This window comes from Arthrobacter sp. Hb9-2 (genome assembly GCF_059091165.1).
The window spans coordinates 49,239-73,707 of the sequence record NZ_JBNHGJ010000017.1 but is presented as its reverse complement, the minus strand read 5'-3'; the positions used below and the strand labels follow the sequence as shown (position 1 = coordinate 73,707).

The 24,469-nt window shown below is 63.5% G+C and carries 17 protein-coding genes and 1 pseudogene; 2 read left to right on the top strand and 16 right to left on the bottom strand.

Annotated elements, in window-relative coordinates; all coding sequences use genetic code 11:
- Positions 1-12: 12 nt before the first annotated feature.
- Positions 13-3,531, bottom strand: a complete 3,519-nt coding sequence (locus AC5RV1_RS11485) for a discoidin domain-containing protein (protein ID WP_493994606.1) — start codon at positions 3,529-3,531, stop codon at positions 13-15.
- Between the two features lie 310 nt (positions 3,532-3,841).
- Positions 3,842-4,414 carry a dihydrofolate reductase family protein gene (locus tag AC5RV1_RS11480; RefSeq protein WP_493994605.1) on the bottom strand — a complete coding sequence of 191 codons (573 nt, stop codon included), beginning with the start codon at positions 4,412-4,414 and terminating at the stop codon, positions 3,842-3,844.
- 321 nt (positions 4,415-4,735) lie between these two features.
- On the opposite strand from AC5RV1_RS11480, the gene AC5RV1_RS11475 reads away from it, so the two are divergent.
- Positions 4,736-6,025 (top strand): ammonium transporter, encoded by a 1,290-nt coding sequence (locus AC5RV1_RS11475; RefSeq protein WP_493994604.1) that lies wholly within the window; start codon positions 4,736-4,738, stop codon positions 6,023-6,025.
- 142 nt (positions 6,026-6,167) lie between these two features.
- Here AC5RV1_RS11475 and AC5RV1_RS11470 read toward each other — a convergent pair whose 3' ends face one another.
- The 7 genes and pseudogenes from AC5RV1_RS11470 to AC5RV1_RS11440 all read right to left on the bottom strand — a co-directional run bounded on the left by AC5RV1_RS11470 (position 6,168) and on the right by AC5RV1_RS11440 (position 15,713).
- On the bottom strand, positions 6,168-7,031 hold the full coding sequence (locus AC5RV1_RS11470) for a glycoside hydrolase family protein (protein WP_493994603.1): 864 nt from the start codon (positions 7,029-7,031) through the stop codon (positions 6,168-6,170).
- A 215-nt stretch (positions 7,032-7,246) separates the two neighbouring features.
- The gene (locus AC5RV1_RS11465; RefSeq protein ID WP_493994602.1) at positions 7,247-10,759 is read right to left on the bottom strand and encodes a DEAD/DEAH box helicase; all 3,513 of its coding nucleotides are present in this window, start codon (positions 10,757-10,759) and stop codon (positions 7,247-7,249) included.
- A 229-nt stretch (positions 10,760-10,988) separates the two neighbouring features.
- A complete protein-coding gene (locus AC5RV1_RS11460; RefSeq protein WP_493948015.1) occupies positions 10,989-12,110 on the bottom strand; it encodes an NAD(P)/FAD-dependent oxidoreductase in 1,122 nt (373 codons plus the stop codon).
- 46 nt (positions 12,111-12,156) lie between these two features.
- Positions 12,157-13,200: a Gfo/Idh/MocA family protein gene (locus tag AC5RV1_RS11455; RefSeq protein WP_493994601.1), complete on the bottom strand. Its 1,044-nt coding sequence runs from the start codon at positions 13,198-13,200 to the stop codon at positions 12,157-12,159.
- Positions 13,200-13,974 (bottom strand): annotated as a pseudogene (locus AC5RV1_RS11450) (amino acid ABC transporter ATP-binding protein). Before AC5RV1_RS11450 ends, AC5RV1_RS11455 begins: the two are co-directional and overlap by 1 nt.
- Positions 13,971-14,759, bottom strand: coding sequence for an amino acid ABC transporter permease (locus AC5RV1_RS11445; protein WP_163167823.1), 789 nt, complete (start codon positions 14,757-14,759; stop codon positions 13,971-13,973). Before AC5RV1_RS11445 ends, AC5RV1_RS11450 begins: the two are co-directional and overlap by 4 nt.
- 90 nt (positions 14,760-14,849) lie before the next feature.
- The gene (locus AC5RV1_RS11440; protein ID WP_493994600.1) at positions 14,850-15,713 is read right to left on the bottom strand and encodes an ABC transporter substrate-binding protein; all 864 of its coding nucleotides are present in this window, start codon (positions 15,711-15,713) and stop codon (positions 14,850-14,852) included.
- A gap of 186 nt (positions 15,714-15,899) precedes the next feature.
- On the opposite strand from AC5RV1_RS11440, the gene AC5RV1_RS11435 reads away from it, so the two are divergent.
- Positions 15,900-16,988 carry a LacI family DNA-binding transcriptional regulator gene (locus AC5RV1_RS11435; RefSeq protein ID WP_493948011.1) on the top strand — a complete coding sequence of 363 codons (1,089 nt, stop codon included), beginning with the start codon at positions 15,900-15,902 and terminating at the stop codon, positions 16,986-16,988.
- On the opposite strand, the gene AC5RV1_RS11430 is transcribed toward AC5RV1_RS11435, so the two are convergent.
- From AC5RV1_RS11430 to AC5RV1_RS11400, 7 genes are all read right to left on the bottom strand, one after another.
- Entirely contained in the window at positions 16,981-17,841 is an 861-nt protein-coding gene (locus tag AC5RV1_RS11430) for a sugar phosphate isomerase/epimerase family protein (protein WP_493994599.1), read from the bottom strand. The genes AC5RV1_RS11435 and AC5RV1_RS11430 overlap by 8 nt on opposite strands.
- Before the next feature lie 2 nt (positions 17,842-17,843).
- The gene (locus AC5RV1_RS11425; RefSeq protein ID WP_493948009.1) at positions 17,844-18,680 is read right to left on the bottom strand and encodes a carbohydrate ABC transporter permease; all 837 of its coding nucleotides are present in this window, start codon (positions 18,678-18,680) and stop codon (positions 17,844-17,846) included.
- Positions 18,674-19,474, bottom strand: coding sequence for a carbohydrate ABC transporter permease (locus tag AC5RV1_RS11420; protein ID WP_493994598.1), 801 nt, complete (start codon positions 19,472-19,474; stop codon positions 18,674-18,676). Before AC5RV1_RS11420 ends, AC5RV1_RS11425 begins: the two co-directional genes overlap by 7 nt.
- Before the next feature lie 181 nt (positions 19,475-19,655).
- Complete coding sequence (locus AC5RV1_RS11415; RefSeq protein ID WP_493994597.1) at positions 19,656-20,975, bottom strand: ABC transporter substrate-binding protein; 1,320 nt, start codon at positions 20,973-20,975, stop codon at positions 19,656-19,658.
- A gap of 180 nt (positions 20,976-21,155) precedes the next feature.
- Complete coding sequence (locus AC5RV1_RS11410) at positions 21,156-22,259, bottom strand: LacI family DNA-binding transcriptional regulator (RefSeq protein ID WP_493994596.1); 1,104 nt, start codon at positions 22,257-22,259, stop codon at positions 21,156-21,158.
- 60 nt (positions 22,260-22,319) lie between these two features.
- Positions 22,320-23,198 carry a PfkB family carbohydrate kinase gene (locus tag AC5RV1_RS11405; protein ID WP_493994595.1) on the bottom strand — a complete coding sequence of 293 codons (879 nt, stop codon included), beginning with the start codon at positions 23,196-23,198 and terminating at the stop codon, positions 22,320-22,322.
- An 87-nt stretch (positions 23,199-23,285) separates the two neighbouring features.
- The gene (locus AC5RV1_RS11400; RefSeq protein ID WP_493948004.1) at positions 23,286-24,287 is read right to left on the bottom strand and encodes an SIS domain-containing protein; all 1,002 of its coding nucleotides are present in this window, start codon (positions 24,285-24,287) and stop codon (positions 23,286-23,288) included.
- Positions 24,288-24,469 lie beyond the last annotated feature (182 nt).

The window sequence follows — 24,469 nt, the reverse complement described above, 5'->3', positions numbered from 1 at the left end:
TTGCCTCAGCGGCTAGTTCGCAGTGAAGTAGCTAACGCATTCCCCCAGGTTCTTGAACGTTGGTGACGGGCTCGTCGTCCAGCCGCCGTTCTTGCATGCGTCCTTGCCGGTGGAAAAGGTGAGGCGGTACTCCTTCGTGGTGCCGTCCGGCGCCGTCACGGTGACTACCGCCGCCGGGCTTTCAGCCGTTGCCTGCTGCACCGTCACCTTCGCGTTCGTGTCCAGGGGGTAGCCGACGACGGCGTGCGCCGCCGACCCGGCCAGCACCCGGTAGTCAGTGGTTCCAGGGGTAAAACCGACCACCGAAGCCTGGCTCACGAGCAACCTGCCGAGGTCTGCGAGGCCTGCTTCACCCAACCGGCTGCCGGCAATGGCAACTTCGGCGACCTTCGTGTACGAGCCCGTGGTAACGAACACAACCCGGATGCCGCGGGTGGTGACCGGGTCAAAACGGACGGTAACGGGTGCCGCCGTCGAAAGTCCCGTGATGGAGCCGGCGGACGTGTCCTGCCAAGCGCCGGAAGAGTCCTGGTATTGGACCTTGAGGCTCTGGGCAGCCTTCTCGGCGGAAGCCAGTGTCACCGAATCCACGGTGTAGTCGCGGCTGAAGGCGAAGCTCAGGCTGTCGCTGTTGCGGCCGCCGCTCACCCAGTTGGACCAGCGGGTGGAGGTGTTGGCGTCGCAGGTGTTCTTGGCGATGTACGAGCCTTCGGTGTAGCTGGCGGACACAGCCGTAGCGGGGTCGTCCTTGCAGATGTTGCTGCTCGGAACGCGGTCCACCACCAGAACGGTCAACGTGGCGTCAAGCTCACCAGCTTTGCCCGGAACGGCCAGCGTTCCAGTCGCCTGCAACGCCGACACATCGAGCGAAGCCCAGTCCCACACCACATCCAGCGGGTTGCGGGCAGGACCGTCGCCGATCTGCCCGGGGACGCGGGTGGGGGCAGCTGCCTGGACCGCAGCCAGCGTGGAACCAACACCGACGGTCACTGACGCCGGGTCAGTTGCCACGTACCTGCCCACCGTTACGGTGAGTTCAGCATCATCGAAGGCCTGCCCGTACGGATCCGTACCGGAACCCCGGACAGTTACTTTGCCTTCCTTCTGCCATGCGGCAGGGTCGACGTTCTCCCACGTCACCGCCAGCGGCTTACCTGCACCCGCCTCGTACAGGGGGGTCGCCGTGGCGGGGAGGGCAGGTGCGACGCCGATGGGCGTGCTCAGCTGAATGGGTTCCGTTCCCAGGAGCACAAGGTCCGCCAGATCGGTGAATCCCCATGCCTGGTGAGGGCTTGCAGTGGCGGTTGCCGTGGTGCCGATGGAGGAGCCTAGGGAGACCCCGGTTCCGGCGCCGGTCTGGTTGCCTGAAACCTGCAGGGCAATCGCCGCTGCAGCGTTCACCAGGGACCACTGCTTGCCGTTTTCGGTGGTGACGATCCATTGTGCAGCCGGATTTGCCTTCGCCTGCTCAAGGGTCATCGCCGAAAGGGAAGCGGGGCCGGACTGGCTGCCGTTGAGGACACCGCCATTGCCAGTAAGGACCCGTCCGTCCTTGTTGGTGACCACCCAGCGGCGGTCGTTTGCGAACTCGTCGTCGCTGTTCACGGCGTTGAAAGTCCAGACCTGCGGCGTAACGCCTGCAGCGTCCATGCCCAGTTCCTCGATCGACGCCGTTCCATTGGCACCCGCCGTCAGGTACTTGCCGCTGGCCTCACCGCCGAGGTGGTAACTGTGGCCGTCCTGGACCGGTGCGGCGTCGTTCGAAACTCCACTGACGCCGTCGACGACGAACGTCACCACGGATGCCGCAGGAACGTCAAGCGTCACGGACTTTGCCGTGATATCGACTGCGACCGGGGCGCCCTTCACGAGGGCGTTCTTCTCGATGTCATCCAGGGGCGATTTGGTGGTGACCACGGGTGTGACGGTGGCACCGGGCGCGATGCTGCCGAACCGGCTGAGGTCGATGGTGACCTTCTCCGCCGTCGGGGTGTCATTGAAGTGCACCAGCGTAGCGCCGTTCCCGTCTGCGTCCAGGGCGCTCGCCGTCTTGGCGTTGTCGTTCTGGATGAGGAAGTCGCCGGGGCGGATGTAGTGGGTGAAGTTCCGGGTGGTGTTGTATTTCTGGTTGGTCAGGACCCGGCATTTGGCCTGATCCGGGGAGGCGCCGTCGTTGAGCCGCCGGTTGGAGAACCCTTCGCGGCCCTCGTAGTTGCAGTCGAAGTCCACGTAGATGGATCCCCAGCCCTTGTCGGCCTTTTCCTGCTTGTAGGTGTCCTCCACCGGCTGCCAGAACACCCAGGCGTCCGGTTCAAGTTCGCGCAGGTCATTGACCATGCGGCCGGCGATGCCCAGGCCGTTGGTGATGTTGGAGCGGTCCCAGCCGCTGGTGGAGTCGCCAAGCGCGGGATTTCCGGTCCAGAAGCCGCCCACTTCGCTCATCCAGAGGGGCTTATCCGTGGAGCTCGCCAGGTCGCGGACGCGCCGGCGGTCGTTGGTGCCGTACGTGTGGACATTCAGTTGGGCAACGGCGTCCTTGGCCTGTTGGCTGTAGCCGTTCCAGTTGGTCATGAACTTGTTCGGGTCGGTCTCATCCATCGCGGAAATGACTGCGTCTGTGGTGGTGCTGTCCTTCGCCAGTTCGGCGGCGAGGAGCCTGGTGACGCGGTCCTGGGCCGCCGGATAGATCAGGGCGCCCTCCTGCTTCTGGGTGTACGTGGTGGGCGGCTTGCCGGTGGCAGCGTTGATGTCGGTACCCCAGTAGCCGGAGTTTGGTTCGTTGAACGGATCGATGGTGTCCACGGTGATGCCGCTGCCCTGTTCGAGCAGTTCGACGGCGTGCTTCATGTAGGTGGCGAACTTGGCTTCTGCTTCGGGCAGCAGGTTTTCGCCCTTTTTGGTGTTGACCTGGCCGGATACGTAGCCGCTCCTGGTCATGAACCAGGGCGGGGAGTTGCTGAAAGCTTCCCAGTGGGTGATCTGCTGGTCTTGCGCAAGACGCTCCACCCACCAGCGCTGGTTCTGGTCTGCGTCCGGGTTGTACGAGGCGGGGTCATGTGGGTTCCACTGTTCCAGGAACGCCAACTTGTTGGACTGCGCGGGGTCCACGGTGCCGTCCGGGTTGTAGAGGTTGGAAGCGGCGGTTCCTGCCGGAGGCTCGGTGACCGGATTCCACCAGCCCTCCACGGCGCTGCCGTCGTTGAGGTAGTCCGCGACGTCGGATGCGTTGCCGCCGCCGACGTTGTAGCGGGCAATGTTGAGGTTGAGTCCGTCCTCGCCAAACACCTTTTGGTAGAGCTCTTCGCGCAGCTCGGGGGAGTAGCCCGCCGTCGCGTTGGCGAACCAGACGAGGCTGGTGCCCCAGCCCTGGAAGGCTTCGCCGCGGCTGGCCGGGTTGGGTGTGATGGTCACTGAGGTGGCTTCGGCTGCTGCCGCCGGCGCGGGCGGCAGGAGGGCGAGCCCGGCCGCTGCTGTTGCCGCGGCTGCCAAAGCGGCCACCGGCCTGCGTGATCTTCGGGCGGAAAACGTCATTGTTGTACCTCGTATGTCAGGGGCTGCTGGTCCGGCCGTTGATCGGGTGCGATGCCGTGGAATCCCTTGGTGGTGATCCCGGGAAGCCGGTTCAGCGAGACTATGGGCGGCATGGCGCTGTCACAAGCGATCCGTACAGGCTCGATCGGGCTCGGTCACAGCTGGTCACCCACGCTCCGGTACGGACGTGAGGGGTTGAGTCGCGATGAACGTCGGCTACAACGGGATGCCATCTAGAAGTGAAACTCCGAGTGGCTGGTGCCTGGGCGAGGAACGCACCGCCGGAACAGGACGCCCGGCTCAGGGCTCCCTAATTCCGAACGCGGTACGTCATGAGGACACAGCCGCCGGCGATAGTGCGCGACTCTGTGAGTTCGAGGACAATCCGACGGGTTTGGTGGAAAAACGGGACACCTTTACCGAGCAGCACCGGATGCACGTTGAGGCTGATCTCATCTATCAGGCCAGCTTCGAAGAGCGAGCCGGCCAGCTCCCCGCCGCCCATCAGGCAAATACCCTTGCCCGGCTGGCCCTTGAGGTGCTTCACGAAGCCGGCTGCGTCGGGCGAGACGAGTTCCACTCCGGGCGGGGTTTCTGTCAGCGTGCGGGAGAAGAGATAGGTGGCAACAGCGGGAATGCCAGAGCCGTCGTTGCCCCCGGAGGGATTTCCGGAGTCCGGCCCGCCGCCTTGCTTGCCGCCCATGCCTTGAGCGGCCGCAAACTCCCAGGTCTTCCGGCCCATCAAAACGGCATCCACGGTGGACCAGTACTCGCCCATCACTTCCTCGACGTCGCGGCTGAAGTGGAGCCAGTCGAGGGCTCCGTCGCTGCCCGCGATGAACCCGTCGAGGCTGCACGCCGCACCATATGTCACGGTCCGCATCGGCCTTTCCTTTCACTCCCGCCCCCAAAGAAACGTTAGGCATGAGCCGGCGTGTTTGGCTATGGCGGATCCTCCCGCACACTGCCGGCACCGATGCCTGCCTGAATGCTGCTATCAGTGGGACACCTGAAACTCGCTCGTGAATGAACGAAACCATCATTTAACACACCGGAAACCCACCCCGAAACGGCCCCCATACAGTTGGAACCAGACGGCAATAGCTGCCCTCCGATGAACGTGGTACTGACTCTGCGTCCCTCCTCCGGAGTGGCTCCAACGGGCGATTTCCGTCCTCTCCTCGCATCACGAAAGGGGTTTCCCATGGATTCGGGAAATGTCGCTTGGATTCTGGCCAGTTCCGCGCTGGTCTGCATGATGATCCCCGCCCTTGCCCTGTTTTATGGGGGCATGGTGGGCTCGCGCCGCATTCTTAACATGATGATGATGTGCTTCGGCGGCGCCAGCCTGGTGGCCGTCCTGTGGGCACTCTTCGGATACTCGATGGCCTTCGGAAATTCGGTAGGCGGACTGGGGCTCATCGGGGACGTCACCGAATTCCCGGGTATGGGGCAGCTGCTCGCCGCAGACGAGGGTGCTTCCATCCCGGTGGCCCTCTTCGCCGCGTTCCAGTTGTTCTTCGCCTGCGTCACCACTGCCCTGGTTGCCGGGGCAGCAGCCGGGCGGATGAAGTTCGGCGCGTGGATGCTGTTCGCAGGCATCTGGGCCACTATTGTCTATTTCCCCATCGCGCACTGGGTGTTCGCCTTCTCATCCGCTGACGGCAGTGTCACCGGCGGCTGGATCGCCAGCGGCATCAAGGCCATTGACTTCGCCGGCGGAACCGCTGTGCACATGAACGCCGGCGCTGCTGCCCTGGCTTTGGCACTCGTCCTGGGCAAGAGCTCAGGCTGGCCCAAGGTGGAACACGCGAAGCCGCACAGCCGTCCCCTGGTGCTCATCGGCGCCGGTCTGCTGTGGGTGGGCTGGTTCGGGTTCAACGCCGGCTCCGCACTTTCCGCAGGTCAGTCGGCGTCGGTGGTTTTCCTCAACACAGCTGTTGCTGCTGCGGCGGGCCTCCTCGCGTGGGCACTCGTCGAGCGCTTCCGCCGAGGGGCAGCCTCCAGCATGGGTGCGGCGTCCGGCCTGATCTCGGCACTGGTCGCCATTACGCCCGCCTGTGGTGCCGTCAGCCCCCTCGGCGCGGTGGCCATCGGCGCCATCGCCGGGGCGGTCTGCTCCCTGGCCATCGAGCTGAAGTTCCGCCTGGGCTATGACGATTCGCTCGACGTCGTGGGCGTCCACCTGGTGGGCGGCATCCTCGGAACGCTGCTCATCGGCCTGTTTGCTACCGACGCCGCACCCAACGCCGTCAACGGACTGTTCTATGGCGGGGGCGTCGAGCTCCTGGGTGTCCAGGCCCTAGCAACGGTCACGGTGCTGGCTTACTCCTTCGGCATCACCTGGATCCTGGCGAAGATCCTGGACAAGACTATTGGCCTGCGCATCCATCCCGAGGACGAGATGCGCGGCATCGACCTCGCCGCCCACTCCGAACTGGCGTACCTGACGGACGAAGATCCGGTGGAGCTCGGCTCGCCGCAGCGGACCTGACGGGTACTTGAGAAGACCGGGCCGGGCGCCCGGAGTACGCGTCAGGCAGAGGGCCAAACCTTGGACCGGTGCCGGCAGCAGCCGGCTTATAGTTCCAGGGTTTGGCCCTTTGTCATGATTCCCGCGTGGTCGGGTTCCGTTATCAGGGCTCGCTGCAGACCAGGTTGCCGTCGCGGACTTCCAAGACCGCCGCCCGGACATGGCTAAGTCGGGTCCTGGGGTCAGGTGCCATGGCGTCGATGTCTTCGCCGCCCCAATGGGGGTGCGTGAAGTAGACCAGCAGGGCGCGTTCCCTGCCGTCCTCCCCGGCTTCCAGGGGCACCACGTCAGCATGGCGCCCGACGACGGGCCTGCCGTCCACGTGCTCCGGTTGCGTCAGGATGAACCCGCCCAAGTGTTCCTGCCGGATCCAGCCGCTGGCGGCGTTCTCCGAACGGTAGATCGCCTGGCCCCGCCATTCGTCCACGATCATCCAGTAGGTTCCCTCGAGCTGGAAGACCTTCGGCCCTTCATGCGGTCGGCCGGGAATGGTGGGTCCTTCAAGACTCCATGACGAGGGGTCCTGCGGTCTGTCGCTGACCGCGCTGTACGTGTTGGAGCCGCGGGCTTCGTCCTTGTACCAGAGGCGGTATCGGCCATCCCCGCAGAGTGTCACGGCGGCGTCAATGACCCGCGGGGAATCCAGATCGATTGCGCCGAGGTACTCCCACGTTACGAGGTCGTGGCTGGCCAACTGGACGATGGACGCGGTGCCGGTCCAGTCCGTCCGTACCCCGCCGAGCACGGTCAGGTACATGATCCACCGTTCGCCAATTCTTACGACGTCGGGAGCCCAGAGAGTAGCGGGCTGTTCCGTTTCCGGAGGCACCAGTCCGTCCACGGTGCCTTGGTACCTCCAGCTTCGTCCGCCGTCGGAGGACCTCGCAACGCCGATGGCCGTGCCGTGAACCCACTCGACTCCGGTCAGGCCCGGCGCCGTGGCACGGCGCTGGGTGTAGAACAGCACCCACTCGCCGGTGAGGTGGTCCGGAACCAGGATCGGGTCGGTGGGGCCGTCCCAGGCGGGGTCACACGGTAGGGAGCGGCGAAGGCGTCCGGGTGCAGGGGAGTGAGGGCTTTGACTAGCTGTTGTGACACGCGCTTCTCCAACGTTGTAACTTTCGTTACATCCAGCATATGTGGTGTGGATGAAGCGCACGTGCTCGAAAAGACCTCGCAGGGCTATTCCTGGAACAGCCCTGCCAGGTCTTCGGCGGTGATGGCACCGCCGCCCAGGGCGTCGCCTTCCATTACGTCGGCGAACAGCTGCGACTTCCGTGCCTTGAGCGCCATAACCTTCTCCTCGATGGTGTCCTTGGCGACGAGCCGGTAAACCATCACGTTCCGGGCCTGCCCAATCCGGTGGGTCCGGTCCACCGCCTGCGCCTCGGAAGCCGGGTTCCACCAGGGATCCAGCAGGAACACGTAATCTGCCTCGGTGAGGTTCAACCCAAACCCGCCTGCCTTCAGCGAGATCAGGAATACCGGGGCGCTGCCGTTCTTGAACTCGCTGACCACGTCGGCACGGTTGCGGGTGCCGCCGTCGAGGTAGCAGTACTCGATCTTCTCCTCGTCCAGCCGCTCCCGGACCTTCCCCAGGAACCCGGTGAACTGGCTGAAGATCAGGGCCCGGTGGCCTTCCGCGACCAAGTCCTCAAGCTGCTCAAACAGCACGTCGAGTTTGCTCGAGCGCACTGACGAAAGCGCGGGATCCACCAGCGAGGCGTCCAGGCTAAGCTGCCGCAACAGGGTCAGCGACTGGAAGATGGTGAAGCGGTTCTTGTTGACGTCCTCGATCAGCCCCAGGATCTTCTGCCGTTCGCGCTGCAGGTGCGTCTGGTAGACCTTTTGGTGGCGCGGGTTCAGCACCACTTCCAGGATCTGCTCCTGCTTCGGCGGCAGGTCCTTGATGACCTGGTCCTTGGTGCGCCGCATCATCAGCGGCCGGACCCGACGGCGGAGCTTGTCCAGTTGCCCCTTGTCGCCGTTTTTCTCCACCGGCTTCTGGTAGTACTCGGCGAAACGCTTGGGACTGGAAAACAGCCCCGGCGCAACGATAGAGGTAAGTGCCCAGAATTCCATGAGGTTGTTTTCCAGCGGAGTGCCCGTGATGGCGAGCTTGAAGGCCGCCGGCAGTTTGCGGGCGCACTGGTACGCCTTGGACTGGTGGTTCTTCACGAACTGGGCCTCGTCCAGCACCAGGCCGGCCCATTCGCGTGAGGCGTACGCGTCATAGTCGATGCGGAACAGGGCGTAGGAGGTGATCACGATGTCGGCCCCGGCCAGTGCCGCAGCCACGTCCTGCCCGCTCTTTCCAAACGTCGCACCGACCGCCTGGACCTTCAACCCGGGAGCGAACCGCGCTGCTTCCAGGGCCCAGTTGCCCACCACGCTAGTGGGGGCAACCACCAAAAAGGGCGCGACGGCCTTGGGCTGGCTTGCTGCTGCGACGGCCTCGGCGGAGTTATCACCTGCAGGGCCGGCGCCGTCGTCGGGCGCGTTGCTGCTTCCAGCACTGGCCAGAGCCAGTTCCTTCGCCGCGCACATCAGGGCGAGGGCCTGCACCGTCTTGCCGAGGCCCATGTCGTCCGCCAGGATCCCGCCCAGGCTGTGCCGGTACAAGAAGGTGAGCCAGTTGAAGCCTTCCAGCTGGTAGGGGCGCAGCTCCGCGTTCAGGGTAGCTGGCAGCGGCAGGCCGTCCACGCCGCCCTCGAGCAGGCCGCCCACCGCCGAGCGCCAAGCCGCCGCCTGCTCGTCAACGATCCCCAGCTGGGCCAGCTCGTCCCACAGTCCTGCCTGGAACCGGCTGATTTGCAGGGGCGCGTCCTTGTTGTCCTGCAGGGAGCGGGCCTCTTCGATCAGGGCCCGCAACTGGTGCAGTTCGGGCAGGTCCAGGGAGAAGTAGGCGCCGCTGGGCAGCAGCATCTTGGTCTGCCCCGCAGCCAGTGCGGAGAACACCGCGGCGAATGAAACCGGCTGGCCCTCGAGGGTGATCTGGATGCCGAGGTCGAACCAGTCGCGCTGTTCCGTGGCTTTGGTGGAGATGGATACCACCGGCGCTTCCTCAGCCTCACGGTAGTCTGCGATGTCGCCCACGGTGTCCACGTCGACGTCGGGTGCCTGACGCAGGCGGGGCAGCACTTCCTCGGTGAACGCGAGCGTGTCCAGGCCCTTCAGCTCCACGGACGCCGCGAGCCGGGGAGTGCCCCAGCCGCCGGTGGCGGATTCACCCAGGGCGGGCACCACGTCCCACGGCTGGCCGATGCCTTCAAGGATGCGGGCTTCGGCGGTGTCGTCACGGTAGCCGTGGTCGCCGGGGTGCCGCCACAGCGGCTGGGCGGTGACCAGGTTTCCCGTTTTGTAATGCCATTCCCAGTGCAGCCGCACCCGGTGGTCAGCACCGTAGTTCGCCAGCAGGGAGAGTGTGGGGATAGCCAGGGTGGGCAGCTCAACAGACTCGTCGCGGGCAGTGACCCGGGCCGTCTGCTTCAGCTTGGGGTAAAAGCCGGTGAGGAAGCGCGATTCGTCCTTGGCCGGAATGTGGAGGGTGCTGCCCGCCGTCACGAACGACAGCAGTTCCTCGCTCAGGCCGCTTTCCAGTGGCGCCAGCGTGATGACCGCGTCGCCGGCTTGTGCCTCGCCCACCCCGGGCAAGGCTTCGTCCGGCAAGGCTCCCGGCGCCGGCGCCCCGCCGTCGGACGTGACAAAAATTCCATGCGCCGGCCGGCCGATGGTTCCAATCGACGCCGGATCCACCTCAACACCCTCAACGGTGACGGTGGGCGCAAGCTCCAGCCCGCCGTCGGTACCGTCCCTGTCAGCAGCAGCGCCGTACCTGCCCAAGTTAAGCCCGACGGCGGCGGGGGACTCCGCGAGGCGCACCGGCTCCGTGCCGCGCGAGTGGACCAGTGCCAGGCCGATCCTTTTGGCGTCGGCCAGCAGACTCCAGAGGTTCTTCCCCGAGTAGGTGTTCAGGCCCAGCCAGAGGCCGGAGGAGTTGTGCATGCGGCTGGCCGAGGCGGAGTGGGCAGCCAGGAACTCCTGCATCCACTCCACATGCGACTCATTGCACTCACGGCGGAAATTCAGGTAGCTCAGGGTGTTCCAGGAGACGTCCCCGCGGATCCATTTGCCCTTGGCCCCCATGACCACTGGACGGGCCTTGAGCTGGCGGACACTACGGAGCGGATCCCGGCGGCCTGTGTAGGAGAAGTGGGGTGCCGGCTCCTCGATCTCGAACTGGAGGGCCAGGGGGACGCCGTTGCTGGACGGAGCGGCACCGGGCTGCGAGATGAGCGGGCTGAGGGCGCGTTCCCAGTCAGAAACGGCACCGGATGGTTCGCGTGAGACCTGGGTGGCGGTGGCCGGCGAAAGCAGCTGGACGCGGGTGGCCGGGTTGTCCTCCGCCGCGAAGAGCAGTGCCGCCACGTGCTTGCAGTCCTTCCGGACCGGGCAGCTGCACACACCCACGGTGCAGCTCCAGCCGCCCCCCTTGCGGACCAGTTTGGCGGTGGTGGAATAGGGCAGGTCCGCACCGCCGCGGACCTTGCCCAGCATGAGCCCGGTAGCAGCGTCGAACGAGATACCGGAGACGCGGCTTCCCATGGCATAAGCGAGCCCGGCCGCGAGGGAACGGTCGTTAATGGCGGGGGTCTGTATTGCCAGTGCCGCACTCTCGTCCGGTTGGGATGGCATGGTGCGCGCTACTTTCAGCAGGCCACGGCGGGGCCGGGGCCGGTGGTTGGTTATCTGATCCATCTTAGTTCGCCCAGGAGGGAGGGCGTGCCGCCGTTCCTTTCGGGCGGAAGCCATGGCCGGGCAAACAACAGGGTGGAACAGCAAAGGCCGTGGCGTGCCGCTGGACAGAACAGCAGCACGCCACGGCCAGTTCTTCACGAACTTCGCGCAGGCAGCAGTTGCGGGACTAGGAGAACCGCTCCGGCCGGAAAGTCTCCAGCATCGGGTGCCGCGCTCCGGTGAGGATTTCCCCGGCCAGGAGCTCGCCGGCAATCAGCCCGAGGGTTGCCCCCGAGTGGGTGAAGGCGACAAAGCAGCCGGGGACTTTTTCGAGTTCGCCGAAGACAGGCTCGCCGTCGCCCGGAATGGGTTTGTAGCCGATCTTCCACGACGCCGGCTTGAGCTCCGGGTTGCCTGCGATGAGCTTGGAAGCCTCGTCGGCGAGTTCCTGCACCACGTCATCAGGGATGCTGAAGGTTCCGTCAGCGTGTTCGGTGATGCTCTCCTCGTACCAGTCGTGGTCAAGGGCAAGGGTGTTACCGGGGTTTGGCCGGACAGCGGCCCGCGGCGTGTTCAGCACGGGCGCCAGGCCGTGGTCCGTGGGCTTCGTGATGACCAGCATCGATACCGGCGAGCCGTTGGGAATGTCCACTCCGAGGGGGGCCACGACCGACGGGGTCGCAGCACCGCAAGCTACCAGGACGGCGTCGGCATCATGCGCAGCACCCGAAGCGGCCTGAACGCCGACAGCGCGCCCGCCTTCAACTACCACTGAGGCTTTTCCTGCGTTGAGGACCAGTTCACCGCCGAGTTCGTGGAACTCCGCCATCAGGAACTCCACCAGATCCGGCAGACTCACCCAACCTTCGCCCGGGTTGAAAATCGCGTTGTCAGGAACGGCGGAGGCATCCACCCCGGGAGCCACCGATGCGATCTCCGCCGGTGCCAGCAGCTTGGAATCGTAGCCCTTGTTCAGCTCATACTGGTGGCGGGCAGCCGTGGCGTCAGCCTGGCCCGCCGGGTTCCACATCAGGCCGCCACGGAACTGGAGCCACTCGCGGGTGGGGTCCGAGGCGAACAGCGTCCGGTACCTGTCTACTCCTGCCATGCGGAGCTGGTGGTAGGGCGTGGAGCGTTCGCCCGCGGAATTCAGCCACGAGAGCGACCGGCCTGAGGCCTCGCTGGTCAAGCCGCTTTCGGTCAGGAGGACTACTGAAGCGCCTGCGCGCAGGAGGTTGACGGCGGTGGAAACACCAAGGATTCCGCCGCCGATGACGGCAACTTTCCTGGCGGGGCTGGTGGAGGACATGGGGACTCGCTTTCCTGTGTTCAACGATGTGCCGTGACGGGGTGCGTCAGGCGAGGGCATGGACTTCTTCTATGACTTTCAAGACTTCGACGGCGTCTGCCGGGTCAACCGGGACCGGTGCGCCGCGCAGGAGGGTATCGGCGAGGAGCCGGTAGAACTGGGGATAAGCACCCCGCTCGGCGGGAACGGCGCTTGTTGCACCATCCACTCCCAGGACCCCCCAAGAGTCCTGGGGTTCGACTCCGTAGGCGGGGTCGCCGGGGAGGACCCCGGCGTCGAGCGCGGGTTCCTGGCCGTCCAGTCCCCACTTTGTGTAACCGGCGGCCGAGCCGAGCACGTGGAACCTGGGGCCCGTCAGTGCGGCTGCACCGTTCATCCAGAGCCGGGAGCGCACGCCCGAATCATGCAGCAGGGACACAAAGGCTTCCTGTTCCGGTGCTGACTGCTCTCCGCTCTGCCCGGCTGTTTCGCCGTAGCTGCGTGCCACCGGCCCAAAGAGCTGGATGGCCTGGTCAATGAGGTGGGCGCCCAGGTCGTGGAGGATGCCACCGCCCTCCGCCGTGGTGGCAGAGTCGCGCCAGTTCCCGAAACCTTCAGGGCGCCACCACTCAAACCTCGATTCGAAGGTCTTGATCCTGCCCAGCGCATCGGCATCCAGGAGCTTCTTGAGGGTGAGGAAATCAGCGTCCCACCGGCGGTTTTGAAAGACCGTCAGTTGCACGCCGGCCTCGGCCGCGGCGGCTGAAAGCTCCTCGCCGTGGGCTGACGTGGTGACGAATGGCTTGTCCACCACCACATGGAGCTTGTGGGCGATCGCCGTCGAAGCCATCCCGAAATGGGTTGCCGGAGGCGTTCCCAATACCACCAGGTCAAGGTCCGCGGCGAGCGCGAACAGGGCCTCTGCCGTGGGGACAATGCGGGCGTTTGGGTAGCGGGCCGCCGCTGCGGCGGCACGTTCCGGGTCGGCGGTAACTATCACATCCAGTGAATACGAAGGGTCCGCCTCGACCAGGGGTGCATGGAAGACACGTCCGGAAATCCCGAAACCGACGACGGCGGTACGGATGGGCGCGCTCCCTGCTGTCCCCATCACAGGACCTCCGAGAGGAAGCGCTGGAGGCGTTCACTCTTGGGGTTGTCGAAGATCTCCGCCGGAGTTCCGGCTTCAACCACTTCGCCTTCATCCATAAAGACGACCTGGTCAGCGACTTTCCGGGCGAAGCCCATTTCGTGCGTTACCACAACCATGGTCATGCCCCGCTTGGCAAGGGATGCCATGAGGGTCAGGACGCCCTTGACGAGTTCGGGGTCCAGGGCGCTGGTGGCCTCGTCAAAGAGCATGACTTCCGGTTCCATGGCGAGGGCACGGGCTATTGCTACGCGCTGCTGCTGCCCGCCGGAGAGGTCCCGGGGGCGATGGTCGGCGCGTTCGGCGAGGCCCACTTCTGCCAGGCGGCGGCTTGCGCGCTCCCGTGCCTCTGCCTTGGACATCTTCTTGACGCTCCAGAGGGCGAGGGGCCACATTTTCCAGGGCAGTGTGGTCCGGGAAGAGGTTAAAGTGCTGGAACACCATCCCGATCCGGCTGCGCAGAATGTCGGGGTTGACCTTCAGGGCGCTCTCGCCCGCCAGGAGCACGTCACCGCTTTTGGGCTCATGCAGGCGGTTCACTCCCCGTAGAAGGGTGGACTTGCCCGAACCGGAGGGCCCGATGATGCAGGTGGTGGTGCCCGGGGCCACCGTGAGGCTGACGTTGCGGAGGACCTCGATGTCCCCGTACGCCATGGTCAGGTTCTGCAGTTCCAGGCTGGATCCATGGAAGGTCTGGATGTCAGCGGTGGGGTTGGCGCTGGTGCTGGTGATCATGTGTTGCTCCCGGTAGTGAGCGGCGAGGCCGCGTCGAGTTCCTTGACTTCGTTCAGGCCGCTGGAAGGTGCGGTGGGCCGGCGCTTTCCTGTCCGGAAGCGGCTGTCGAAGTAGTTCACCAAGTGCGTGAGCGGCACGGTGATGATGAGGTAGAAGATGCCGGCCATCACCAGCGGGGAGAGGTTTCCGGAGAGTACCGCGGCGTCCTGGCCGACGCGGAAGAGTTCACGCTCGCTGACCAGCAGTCCGAGGAAGTAGACGAGCGAGGAATCCTTGACGATGGCGATGAACTGGTTCACGAGCGCCGGCAGTACGCGGCGGATGCCTTGGGGAATGACCACGAGTGCCATGGATTTGCCGTAGCTCATCCCGAGGGCGCGGCAGGCCTCGCCCTGGCCCTTGTCCACGCTTTGGATACCGGCGCGGAAGATCTCGCCGATGTAGGCGCTGGCGATCAGGCTCAAGGCGATGATCCCCAACGGGTAGGGCGAGGGGCCGAAGATGGACTGGCTCAGCCGGGCAAACCCCTGGCCAATCAGCAGGATGGTCAGGATGGCAGGCAGGCCCCGGAACAGGTCCGTGTAGATGCGGGCCGGGATGCGCAGCCACCGGGACGGTGAGATCCCCATGACGGCGACGATCATGCCGAGCACGACGCCGATAATAGTTGCCGCGACGGAGATGATGAGGGTGTTCAGGAGGCCCACAGCGAGGAGCTGGGGCAGGACTTCGGCCATTGCACCGAAGTCGAAGAAGGTGCGGATGATGGTGTTGAGCCAGTCCATGGTTGCTCTCAGACGTTGTTAGCTGGTGGAACGGGGGCGGCGCTGCCGGCGGTGATCCGGTGGCGGGCCGCCCCCGCAACCTTGGGAGGGTTACTTGCTGGGTGCCGGGCTGGAGGTTTGTTCAGCCTTGGGAAGGTACTGCTCGGGCATCGGGGAGCCCGGGAACCACTTTTCGTAGAGCTTCTTCCAGGTGCCGTCCTCCATGGCTTCGGCCAGGCCCTTGTTCAGGGCCTCCTTGAACTCGGTCTTGCCCTTGGCGATGGCGAAGCCGGCCGGAGCGTCGAAGGAAGGGATGTCAGCAGCGCTCACCAGCCCGAACTGTTCCTGGTATGACTTGGCGGCCTCGTAGTCCAGGAAGTGTGCGTCGACCGCACCGCTGTTGACGGCCGAGACTGCAGTGTTGTTGTCGGGGAAGCGCACCAGGCTTGCGGAAGTGAAGTTCTTGACGGCGTAGGCTTCCTGCAGCGTGCCCTGGACAACGCCCAGGCGCTTGCCGGAGAGACCTTCCGGATCGCTGATGCCGGACGTCTTGGTGGTGATGATAGTCAGGTATCCGGCCAAATAACCGTCGGAGAAATCAACGGTTTCCTTGCGCTTGTCCGTGATGCCGATGGCGGCGACACCGGCGTCGAACTGCCCGTTGGCGACGGCGGCGAGCAGGCCGGAGAAGTCCTGTCCGGTGAAGACCACGTTGTCTACACCGGCCCGGCGGGCTACGTCCGTGAAGAGTTCGACGTCGAAGCCCGTGAACTTACCCTGGGCGTCCGTGAAGGTGTACGGCTTGGAGTCGCCCAGGCTGGCGACACGGATGGAGCCGGGCTCAATCAGGCCGTACGGGTTGTCTGCGGACGAAGATGAAGCAGGAGTGGAGGCTCCGCAACCGGACAGCGCCACGACCGCGGCGACGGCAGCGGCAACGAGCGTTGCGGGGCGGAAAGTCTTTCGAGTAAACACAGCGAGTTTTCCAATCGAGAGAAGCGGGAGATGGAGGATCAAGATCCGCCGCGGTGGTGGTGCTTTGCCGGTGCCTCTTGCTGAGTCCGGTCTCAGTCCCTACGATTGAGACCGGACTCACACCGATTGATAAGAATGTAACCCAAGCCACAAAAGGGCGTCAAGCGCCCGGTAAGAAAGGCCGACATGAGTAATGACGCTTCACGGCGGCGCGACGTCACAGTCGCCGACGTCGCCAAGGCCGCGCAGGTATCCAAAGCCCAGGCGGCACGTGCCTTGGGCAACTACGGCGCTGTCAGTGACGATGTGAGGGAGCGCGTGCTGGCCGCGGCGGAAGAGCTGAGCTACCGGCCCAACGAGCTTGCGCGAAGCATGAACACCGGAAAATCCAACACCATCGGCGTGGTGGTGGGCGACATCGAAAATCCACACTTTGGCCTCGCCACCAGGGGCATCACCGACACCGCCAAGAAAAGCGGCTTCAACGTCATCCTGGTCAACACCGATGAGGACACCGCGGCCGAAGTCGACGCCGTGAAGGTTCTGCTGGACAAGCGCGTCGACGGTCTGATCATTGCTCCGGCGTCGTCGGTTGATACCAGGCACCTGGAAGGCGTTCACAAGTCAGGGCGGCCCTTGGTGCTCCTGGACCGCAAGGCACCGGGGCTCGAGGTGGATACGGTGGCGGTGGAGATGGAGGGGATTTCCTATGAATCCACCAGCTACCTCATCCAGGAAGGGCACAGCCGGATTGCCTTCATTTCCACTATCCGAACGGATGAGCCCTACTTCGCCGGGTTGTCCTTGGAATCCTCGCAAATTTCCGATCGCCGGGACGGCATGAAGCGCGCCTTTGAAGAAGCGGGGCTTCCCCAACCCGAGGACTTGGTCCGCCTCAACGCCGGCAGCCCGGAATCAATAAAGAAGATCACGCGGGAACTGCTGCAGCAGCCCCATCCTGCCACCGCGATCATCGCGTCTGACGGGCTTATCGGACTCAGCGTGGTGGAGGCAATCCAGGACCTGGGGCTCTCGATCCCGGACGATGTCTCGTTCCTGATGTATGACGACTTTGCCTGGACCCGCCTCACTACCCCGCCTCTGACGGTCATTGCCCAGCCCGTCTATGAGATGGGCGTGGCAGCCGCTGAAGCCCTCATTCGCCAGATCCAAGGCAGGAAAGCGCCGGTTGCCAAACCTGAATTTTCCGCAACCCTGGTGAGGCGGGGATCTGTCGGCGCGCGGCCCAACAGCGGTGGCATTCCGGTCAACTAGCGGAAAAGTTCACACGCTGCGCGATGCCGTCCCCGAATGCGTTGAGGCACTTCTGGAAGGCGGCCCGGGGATCGATGGAGTACGACCCGTCGCCGAAAAGTTCGAAGGTGAACGATTCCCTGTACCCCAGGTGCCCTAATTCCCGCAGGATTGCTTGCAGGTCCAGATTGCCGTCTCCCCACGCCATATGACCGGCGGGGGAGCCGTCTATCAGGTGTATGTGCCGCACCTTCCCACCAAAGGACCTGCCGTAATCACTGATCGCATCTCCTGCCACCGCCAAAGCGACGGTGTCTATGACAACACCGAGGTCACGATGTCCGACGTCGCCCACCATGCGTTCCAGTGACCTCAGATCGGTGACCAGGTTCGACTCCACCCGCTGCAGCGGTTCCAGTACGCAGGAAACGCCCAGTTCTGAGGCCCGTTCAGTGATCGACTGCAGGGCAAGGACACTCCGTTCCCAGGCTGGCTCCAACGGCTCGTCCTCGTAGCCGCGGCCGGAGGTGAGGAACAGCAGGGGGGATTCCAGGTCACTGCAAATCTCGGCTGCGCGAAGGAAGAGCTGCAGACTGCCCTCCCGCAGCCACGTCTCGCCTGACGCGATGTTGACCGGGTAGGCCACCTGCTCAGGCGTTATGCATGCCACAGAAAGCTCACGCTCATGGAGCAGCTTCAGAACATTCCTGACGTCATGCTTATCTGCGTTCGGGATGTGCAGGTGGGGCGCTATCCCCCACAACTCCATCTTCGCGCGTCCCAGTTCCACCATGTCGTTAAGGCAACGCTCAAGAGTGTGGTGCTGATAAGCAAAATTGGAACCGCAAATCTGGTCCACCTCCAGGTTGCCCATTGCTACTTCCCCACACCGTCAGCAAGGCCGCGGATGAAATACCGCTGACCCGCAAAGAAGAGCACAATCACCGGAACGGCGGCGATGGCCATTCCCGCGAACACCACGGGGTAGTCCGTGCCATGTTTGGCCATGAGGTTGGTTAGTCCCACCGGCAGCGTCTGCAGCGTGCCGCCGCTCGTGAAAATCATGGCGAAAAGGTATTCGTTCCAGGTGAAGAGAACGTTCAGCAGGATCGTGGAGATGATGATTGGCCGGCACATCGGAAGGATGACCTGCCAGAATGCCCGTGCCTTGGAGGCACCGTCCACTGCTGCTGCCTCGTCTACCTCGAGGGGCAAATCCAGCATGTAGGCACGGATCAGGAAGGTGGTGAAGGGAACGCGGAAGGCCGTGTAAAGAATCAACAGAGCCCAGAAGCTGTTGTAGAGACCCAGCGCCTGGAACATCTTCACGAGGGGAATCAGGGCCACGGTCGGCGCCAGCATCAAACCGGCCAGGATCAGAATCAGGATGGTCCGGTTGAACGGAATCTTGACCCTGGTCAGACCATAGGCTGCCCAGGCACTGATCAACACGGTGGCGGCGGTGGATGCGACGGTGACGAGGACGCTCGTGGTGAGGTAGTCACCAACACCCCGGTTCCAGGCGGTCACGTAGTTTTCCCACCGCCACGTTTCTGGAAGCGCAAACGGATTGGCGAACAGTTCCGAATTCGACTTCACACCGTTCAGCAGCATCCACAGCAGGGGGTAGATCACAACGATGGCCAGGGCAACCAGGAAGGCCTGGACAAAAACCCGTCCCAAGAGCATCAGTACTGACGTCCGTGTCACCATTCCACCCTCCTGCGCTTGGCCAGCCGGAGCTGGAGTACCGCGAGGACCAGCGTGATGACGAAAACAGCCGTGGCGATGGCCGCGGCATAACCGAAATCGTTGCGGACAAAACCGCTGCGGTAGAGCCAGGTGCCAAGGACCTGGCTGGAATTGTTGGGGCCGCCTGTGGTCATGACCATCACCTCATTGAAAACCTGGAACGCCCCCGAGACCGTGACGATCATCATCAGGCTGCTCATCTCACGGACAAGGGGCAGGGAAATGGAGAAGAACCGGCGGACGGGGCCAACGCCGTCGATGGACGCCGCTTCGAAAAGCTCGGAGGGAATACGTTGCAGCGCCACTGCGAAGAGCAGGGTGCAGTAGCCGAAACCTTGCCACTGGCTCATGGCGATGATCCCGAAGATTGCCGTGTTTTCCTGGCCCAGCCATGCTTGTGCGAAGTTTCCCAGCCCCAGGGTTTCCAGCGCTGCATTCAGGATGCCCATACGCGGTTCGTAGATGAAATAGAACAGGAGCCCGGCCACCGTAAGGGATATTGCCGAGGGAACGAAATAGATCGCCCGCAGGGCACCACGCCAGCGCGGACTGGGCAGCCCCTCCACGAGGGCTGCCAGAACCAGCGCTCCGAACACCTGGAAGACGATTGAAATTCCGGCATAAAGGGTGTTGTTGAGGAGTGACTTCCAGAAGATCGGGTCATTGAACATCTTGAGGTAGTTATCGGCACCAACGAAGGTCTGCCGTCCGCTGTAGATGTCCCACTTCAGGAGGCTGAAGCCCAAATTCTGCACGAGGGGCAGGTAGCAGAAGGCACAAAGCAGCAAAACCGCGGGCAGGACCCACACCATATTGCGCCACCCGCGGGCCCTGCTCCTGGCCGCTTGCCGGCCTTTGGGTAAACCCTTGGCGTCGGATCCGGAGGCTGAAGGCGCAGGCCTCCGGATCGCGTTCGAAACTGTCATGGCAGGTCTGCTACTTGGCTGCGCTGGAAGCGGAACGCACAGCGTCAAGGACTTGTTGCGGGGATTGGGTTCCGGCAACGAGGGCCTCGCCGCCTGCCAGCCAGGCATCGGCCACCTCCGGAACGGTAACCGAGTCAAGCCAGATGATGGCTTCGGAGGCGTCATTCACCTGCTTGATGCCTTCGACAACGGGTCCGGTGGAGTTCTGTTCCGAGACCACGCCCTTGACCGCGCTGGGCTGACCATAGGGCGGTGACGAAAGCTTGGTGGCATTCTCCTTGCTCGTGGCGAACTTCATGAAGTCGACTGCCAGTGCCGCGTTCTCCGACTTGGGGTTGATCAGGTATCCCTCCGGAGAACCCTCGATTGCCTTTGTGTCCCCCTTCGCCCCGGCTGAGGCAGGCAGCTTGAAGATGCCCAGGCCGTCGTTCTTGAGCTGGGATCCATCCGACGCCGTTGTGTCGAATTCGAGGACCTCCTGGTAGTACATACCGGCGGTACCCGTAGCCAGTGCCTGCTGTGCCGTGGTGTAGAGGACCCCGTTTGAGTCTTTTCCGCTGCCGGTGCACTCGTTGATCAGCTCGGTGAACTGCTCCATGGCCCGGAGATAACCCTGGTTCTCGAGCTTCGCCGTGCGGGGGTCGAAGTCCGCTTCCAGTTCTTCGGCAGGCACCTCATAGGCGAACAACTGCTGCAGGTAGTGCAGGCCCGGCCAGCCGTCCTTATTGCCAAAGGCAATAGGCTCGTAGCCGGCATCCTTGAGCACGGAGCAGGAGGAAATCAGTTCCTCGAAGGTGGACGGCGGGTTAAGGCCAAGCTCCTTAAAAACCTTCTGGTTGTAGCCCATGAATTTTCCGTTGTTGTACAAGGGAACGGCAAAGAACTTGCCGTCTCTTTCAAAGGCTTTGAGTGAAGATTCGCCGAAGGTGCTTCCCCAATCAGTGCCAGGGGCGATAACCGGCGTCAAATCCGCTGCGAGGCCGCCGTCGATGAAGTTGTTTGCCCAGTTCCCCGCCCACGTGAAGTAGATGTCCGGCAGGGCCTGGGATGCTGTAAGGGTCTTGGTTTTGTCCTTGATGCTCTGGTCAGTCTCCTGGATGAGTTCGAAGGAGACATCCGGGTGGAGTTTTGTGTACTCCTCGGCCAGGTCCTCGAAGTATGGTTCCAGGGGATCGCCGCCGAATTTGGTGAGAATACTCAGGGTCCCGGAATATTCGGGTTCTTTCTGCAGATCCAGCTGAGCAACAGGCTCGCTTCCGCCGGCGCAGCCGGTCAGGGCAAGGGCTGTGCCCGCCAGCAGGGCTGTCAATATGTGCGTGCTTTTCCGCATCGTTTTCTACTTTCGCTCGGATGGCTGAATAGCCGAGGTCCACAGGGCGAAGAGTGCTGCCCTCCGTTGGATGGCACCTGCGCCAAGTGTGCGTTTTTGGGAATTGTGATACCGGTACCACAGTGAATCACGATTGCGGTCCCGGGGGAAGGGTTTCAGGAAGAAATACTTGCCGGCGGTTTATTCGGCTGCCCGTGAAGGCGCGGGGCCGTCCGAGGAGCGCGCAATAAGGGTGGAGGGCAGGACGTGCTTCCTCGGTGCGGAGAAATCGCCCTCGATCCGAACGAGGAGCTGTTGTGCTGCCGCGGCGCCAAGTTCGCGCATAGGCTGCTGGATCATGGTCAGGGGTGGTTCCATGACTGCTGCCCAAGGGCTGTCATCGAAGCCGATCAGCGACACGTCCTTGAGGATCCGGCGGTTGTGCGTCCGTAATGCATGAAGGGCGCCCACCGTTGCCTCGGTTTCCGTCGTGAAGATGGCAGTGGGGGGATCCGCCAGGGCGAGCATCCCGCCGATGGCCCTGGTTGCCTGTCTTTCATTTTTCAGGACGTGGGTTACCAAGGCAGTATCGAACGGTATTCCGGCCGCTTCCAGGGCATCCAGGTAACCGCGAAGGCGTTCGCCGTCACTCCAGAGTGCCTCATCAAGGATGCTGTGCATCTGCTGCAGGTCTGTTGCGGGGCTCAGGGTCACCGGGCCCCAGGCGAAGGCAATCCGCTGGTGGCCGTTCGCAATCAAGGATGCAACGGCGGAGCGGGCGGCTTCCCGGTTGTCGATGACCACCGAGTCGGTATCCAGGCCGTCCACCAGACGGTCAATGAGGACCACCGGTATTCCACGTTCCATCGCGGTGGATAGGTGCGAGACGTCGTCGTTCCTTCCCGCCGCCGAAGCGACCACAAGGCCATCAACTTGTTTGGCCAGCAGGACCCTGATGGCGTCCCGCTCCAGGTACAGCTTCTCGTCCGTGCTCAGGATGATGGCATCGTAACCAGCCTGTTTTGCCGTTTCCGAGATGCCCCTGAGGACCCCCGAAAAGAAGGGATTCGCCACGTCCGCGAGAACAATCCCCAGCGTTTTGGTGATGCCGGTGCTCATGCTGCGCGCCAGCGTATTGGCCTGATAGCCCAACCGTTCGGCAGCCAACAGGACCTTTGCCCGCGTGGCATCGCTGACGGACCCATAGTTGCCCAGGGTACGGGCGACGGTGGCCCTGCCGACCCCAGCGGCAGCGGCAACTTCCGAAATGGTCGGAGCGCCCCCGTGCTGATGATCCGGCGACATCCGGTTCCCTTCTGGTCATGGAATCGCCGTGGCGCGGTTCCGGTGAGGACAGGCTCTGGTTCAGATCCTAGTTGCTGCAGCAACGGGACGGCCGTACCCGAATGCAGCTTCAACGTAGCACTGTTCCGCAGCCGATTCGGCGGCAAAAGCAAGGGCGGGGTGCAGCGAATCTGCAGTCGGCGGGGAGTCCCGGGCCCAGCCTGACCGCAGGAGGCTCACAACCAATCCGGTGACGAACGCGTCCCCGCAGCCCATGGTATCGGCGAATCTTCGCGGGTCCGTGGGCGCCGCTCCTTGCCTATGGAACCGCTCGCCGTCGTACAGTACCGCGCCGGCGGCCCCCCTGGTGGCAACCGCGAGCGAAGCGCCCGCCGCCGTCACCCGCACAAGCTCATGTTCAACGGCCTTCAACGGTGCGTTTCCCAGCGACAGCAGTGCCAAGTCCACGAAGGGGGCAGTGCGGCCCAGGTAGCTGTCAGTCCTGCGCTCCGGTTCCCAGGAATAGTCAAAGCTGACCAAGGGGCCGGCCGCGCGCACCGACGGGAGCTGGCCTTCCGAGGCGGAGTAGACGCTCGAATGGACAAGGGCTGCTGTGGCCAGGTAGCTCCGGTGTTCGGGCCCGAGCATGAAGGGTTGGCTGATGGTGACACCGCCTTCATTCCAGCCCAGGAAGACCCGGTCGCCGTCGATAACCTTGATCTCGGTGACGCCGTTGGGGCCTTCGCGGGTCTGGCACCTGCTGACATCTACTCCTTCCGCTTCTATGGCGGAACGGACAAAGGCGCCCAGCGGATCGGAACCGAAGACACCCATGTAGGCGGACTCCAAGCCCAGGCGGCGTGCCAGGACCGCAAAGTTCACACAGTTTCCGCCCGGGTACATCACTCCCCGGTCCAGGAAGCGGTCCACGATGTTGTCCCCGAACCCTATTACTTTCATGCTCATCCTGTCTTGACGGCGGTGTCCCCGGCTTGTGACCGGGTAACGCTGCCGCGCCCCAGGCCGGGGCGCGGCGATGGGAGTCTGTCAGTATTCAACGACCCGGTAGTACCGGCGCAAGTCCAGCGAGTGGTTGCGGACCCGTTCCAGGTGCTTGCTGATCCGGTCCGCTACGGTGTCCAAAACCAAAGGTGCCAGAAGGCCCCGGAACCGTGCACTGATTCCCGCCAGCTCGTAATCCTTGGTGTCGAGGACGGTGGTGTTCTTGTTGTAGTTTTCGGCGAACTTGACCACGCGTTCCATGAGGGGCCGGCTTTCGTCTTCACCCAGGAAAAGCACCAGGCTGGTGTCCTCCTCGATAAGTTCGAGGGAGCCGTGGAAAAACTCGGCGCCGTGGACACGCGTGGTGCGCAACCACTGCATTTCCTCGAGGATGCACATTGAGTACAAATAGGTGAAACCCCAGAGATTGCCCGCGCCGACGAGGAAGTGGTAGTCCGCCTCCTTGTTCCGTTCTGCAAACGCTTCTGCCACCGGTTCTGCCTGGCGTGCCACCTCAAGGAGGACGTCGGGAATGGTCTGGAGCTCAGCGGCAAACTCTTCGTACCCCTCAAACTCTCCCCGCGCAGCCAAAAGGCGGGTCGACAGTAGCAGCAGGGGGATGTCGAACGGCCAGGTCTTCGGTTCGGTGACCAGGGTGACATCCAACGCCTTGGCAAAAGGACTGTCGCCGAAGCCGGTAAAGCCAACGGTAAAGGCGCCTTTGGCTTTGGCGAATTCGATCGCCTCGATGATGTCCTCCGTTGTTCCGGAGACAGAAGCAAAAACGGCGATGGATCCGGGCCCGAACGCCGGGTCGCCGGTCAGCATCAACTCCTTCCCGATTGCTGCGCGTACGGGAAGGGTGGACCGGGAGCGGATGAAGTGTTCGTAGGGCAGCATTGCGGCGTAGGTGCCACCGGCGCCGATGAGGAAGAGGTTGTCAAAACCCCGCTCCTGGATGGAGTCCACGAACTGTTCGATGTGTCCCTGCAGCGCAAGTGCGCTGCGGGTCTGGGCGAGGAATTCCTCTTCTTTGAAGCCGAGCACGGGCTGTCCTTTCGTCTTTTGTGGTAATCGCGTGTGATACACATTGATACCGGTATCACAACTGCTCATCATCGTTTCACGCGGCTGGCAACGGGTCAATAGTTTTGTTGGCGGGAATTTTGGCGCAGCCCATGCCCTGCAAAAGGTGAACGTCCAACCTGCCGTCCCCAAACTTCGCCGGA

Coding starts and splice junctions, on each gene's coding strand:
- AC5RV1_RS11485 (WP_493994606.1), bottom strand. CDS start 3,531: ATGACGTTTTCCGCCCGAAGATCACGCAGGCCGGTGGCCGCTTTGGCA.
- AC5RV1_RS11480 (WP_493994605.1), bottom strand. CDS start 4,414: ATGCGGACCGTGACATATGGTGCGGCGTGCAGCCTCGACGGGTTCATC.
- AC5RV1_RS11475 (WP_493994604.1), top strand. CDS start 4,736: ATGGATTCGGGAAATGTCGCTTGGATTCTGGCCAGTTCCGCGCTGGTC.
- AC5RV1_RS11465 (WP_493994602.1), bottom strand. CDS start 10,759: ATGCCATCCCAACCGGACGAGAGTGCGGCACTGGCAATACAGACCCCC.
- AC5RV1_RS11460 (WP_493948015.1), bottom strand. CDS start 12,110: ATGTCCTCCACCAGCCCCGCCAGGAAAGTTGCCGTCATCGGCGGCGGA.
- AC5RV1_RS11455 (WP_493994601.1), bottom strand. CDS start 13,200: ATGGGGACAGCAGGGAGCGCGCCCATCCGTACCGCCGTCGTCGGTTTC.
- AC5RV1_RS11445 (WP_163167823.1), bottom strand. CDS start 14,759: ATGGACTGGCTCAACACCATCATCCGCACCTTCTTCGACTTCGGTGCA.
- AC5RV1_RS11435 (WP_493948011.1), top strand. CDS start 15,900: ATGAGTAATGACGCTTCACGGCGGCGCGACGTCACAGTCGCCGACGTC.
- AC5RV1_RS11430 (WP_493994599.1), bottom strand. CDS start 17,841: ATGGGCAACCTGGAGGTGGACCAGATTTGCGGTTCCAATTTTGCTTAT.
- AC5RV1_RS11425 (WP_493948009.1), bottom strand. CDS start 18,680: ATGGTGACACGGACGTCAGTACTGATGCTCTTGGGACGGGTTTTTGTC.
- AC5RV1_RS11415 (WP_493994597.1), bottom strand. CDS start 20,975: ATGCGGAAAAGCACGCACATATTGACAGCCCTGCTGGCGGGCACAGCC.
- AC5RV1_RS11410 (WP_493994596.1), bottom strand. CDS start 22,259: ATGTCGCCGGATCATCAGCACGGGGGCGCTCCGACCATTTCGGAAGTT.
- AC5RV1_RS11405 (WP_493994595.1), bottom strand. CDS start 23,198: ATGAAAGTAATAGGGTTCGGGGACAACATCGTGGACCGCTTCCTGGAC.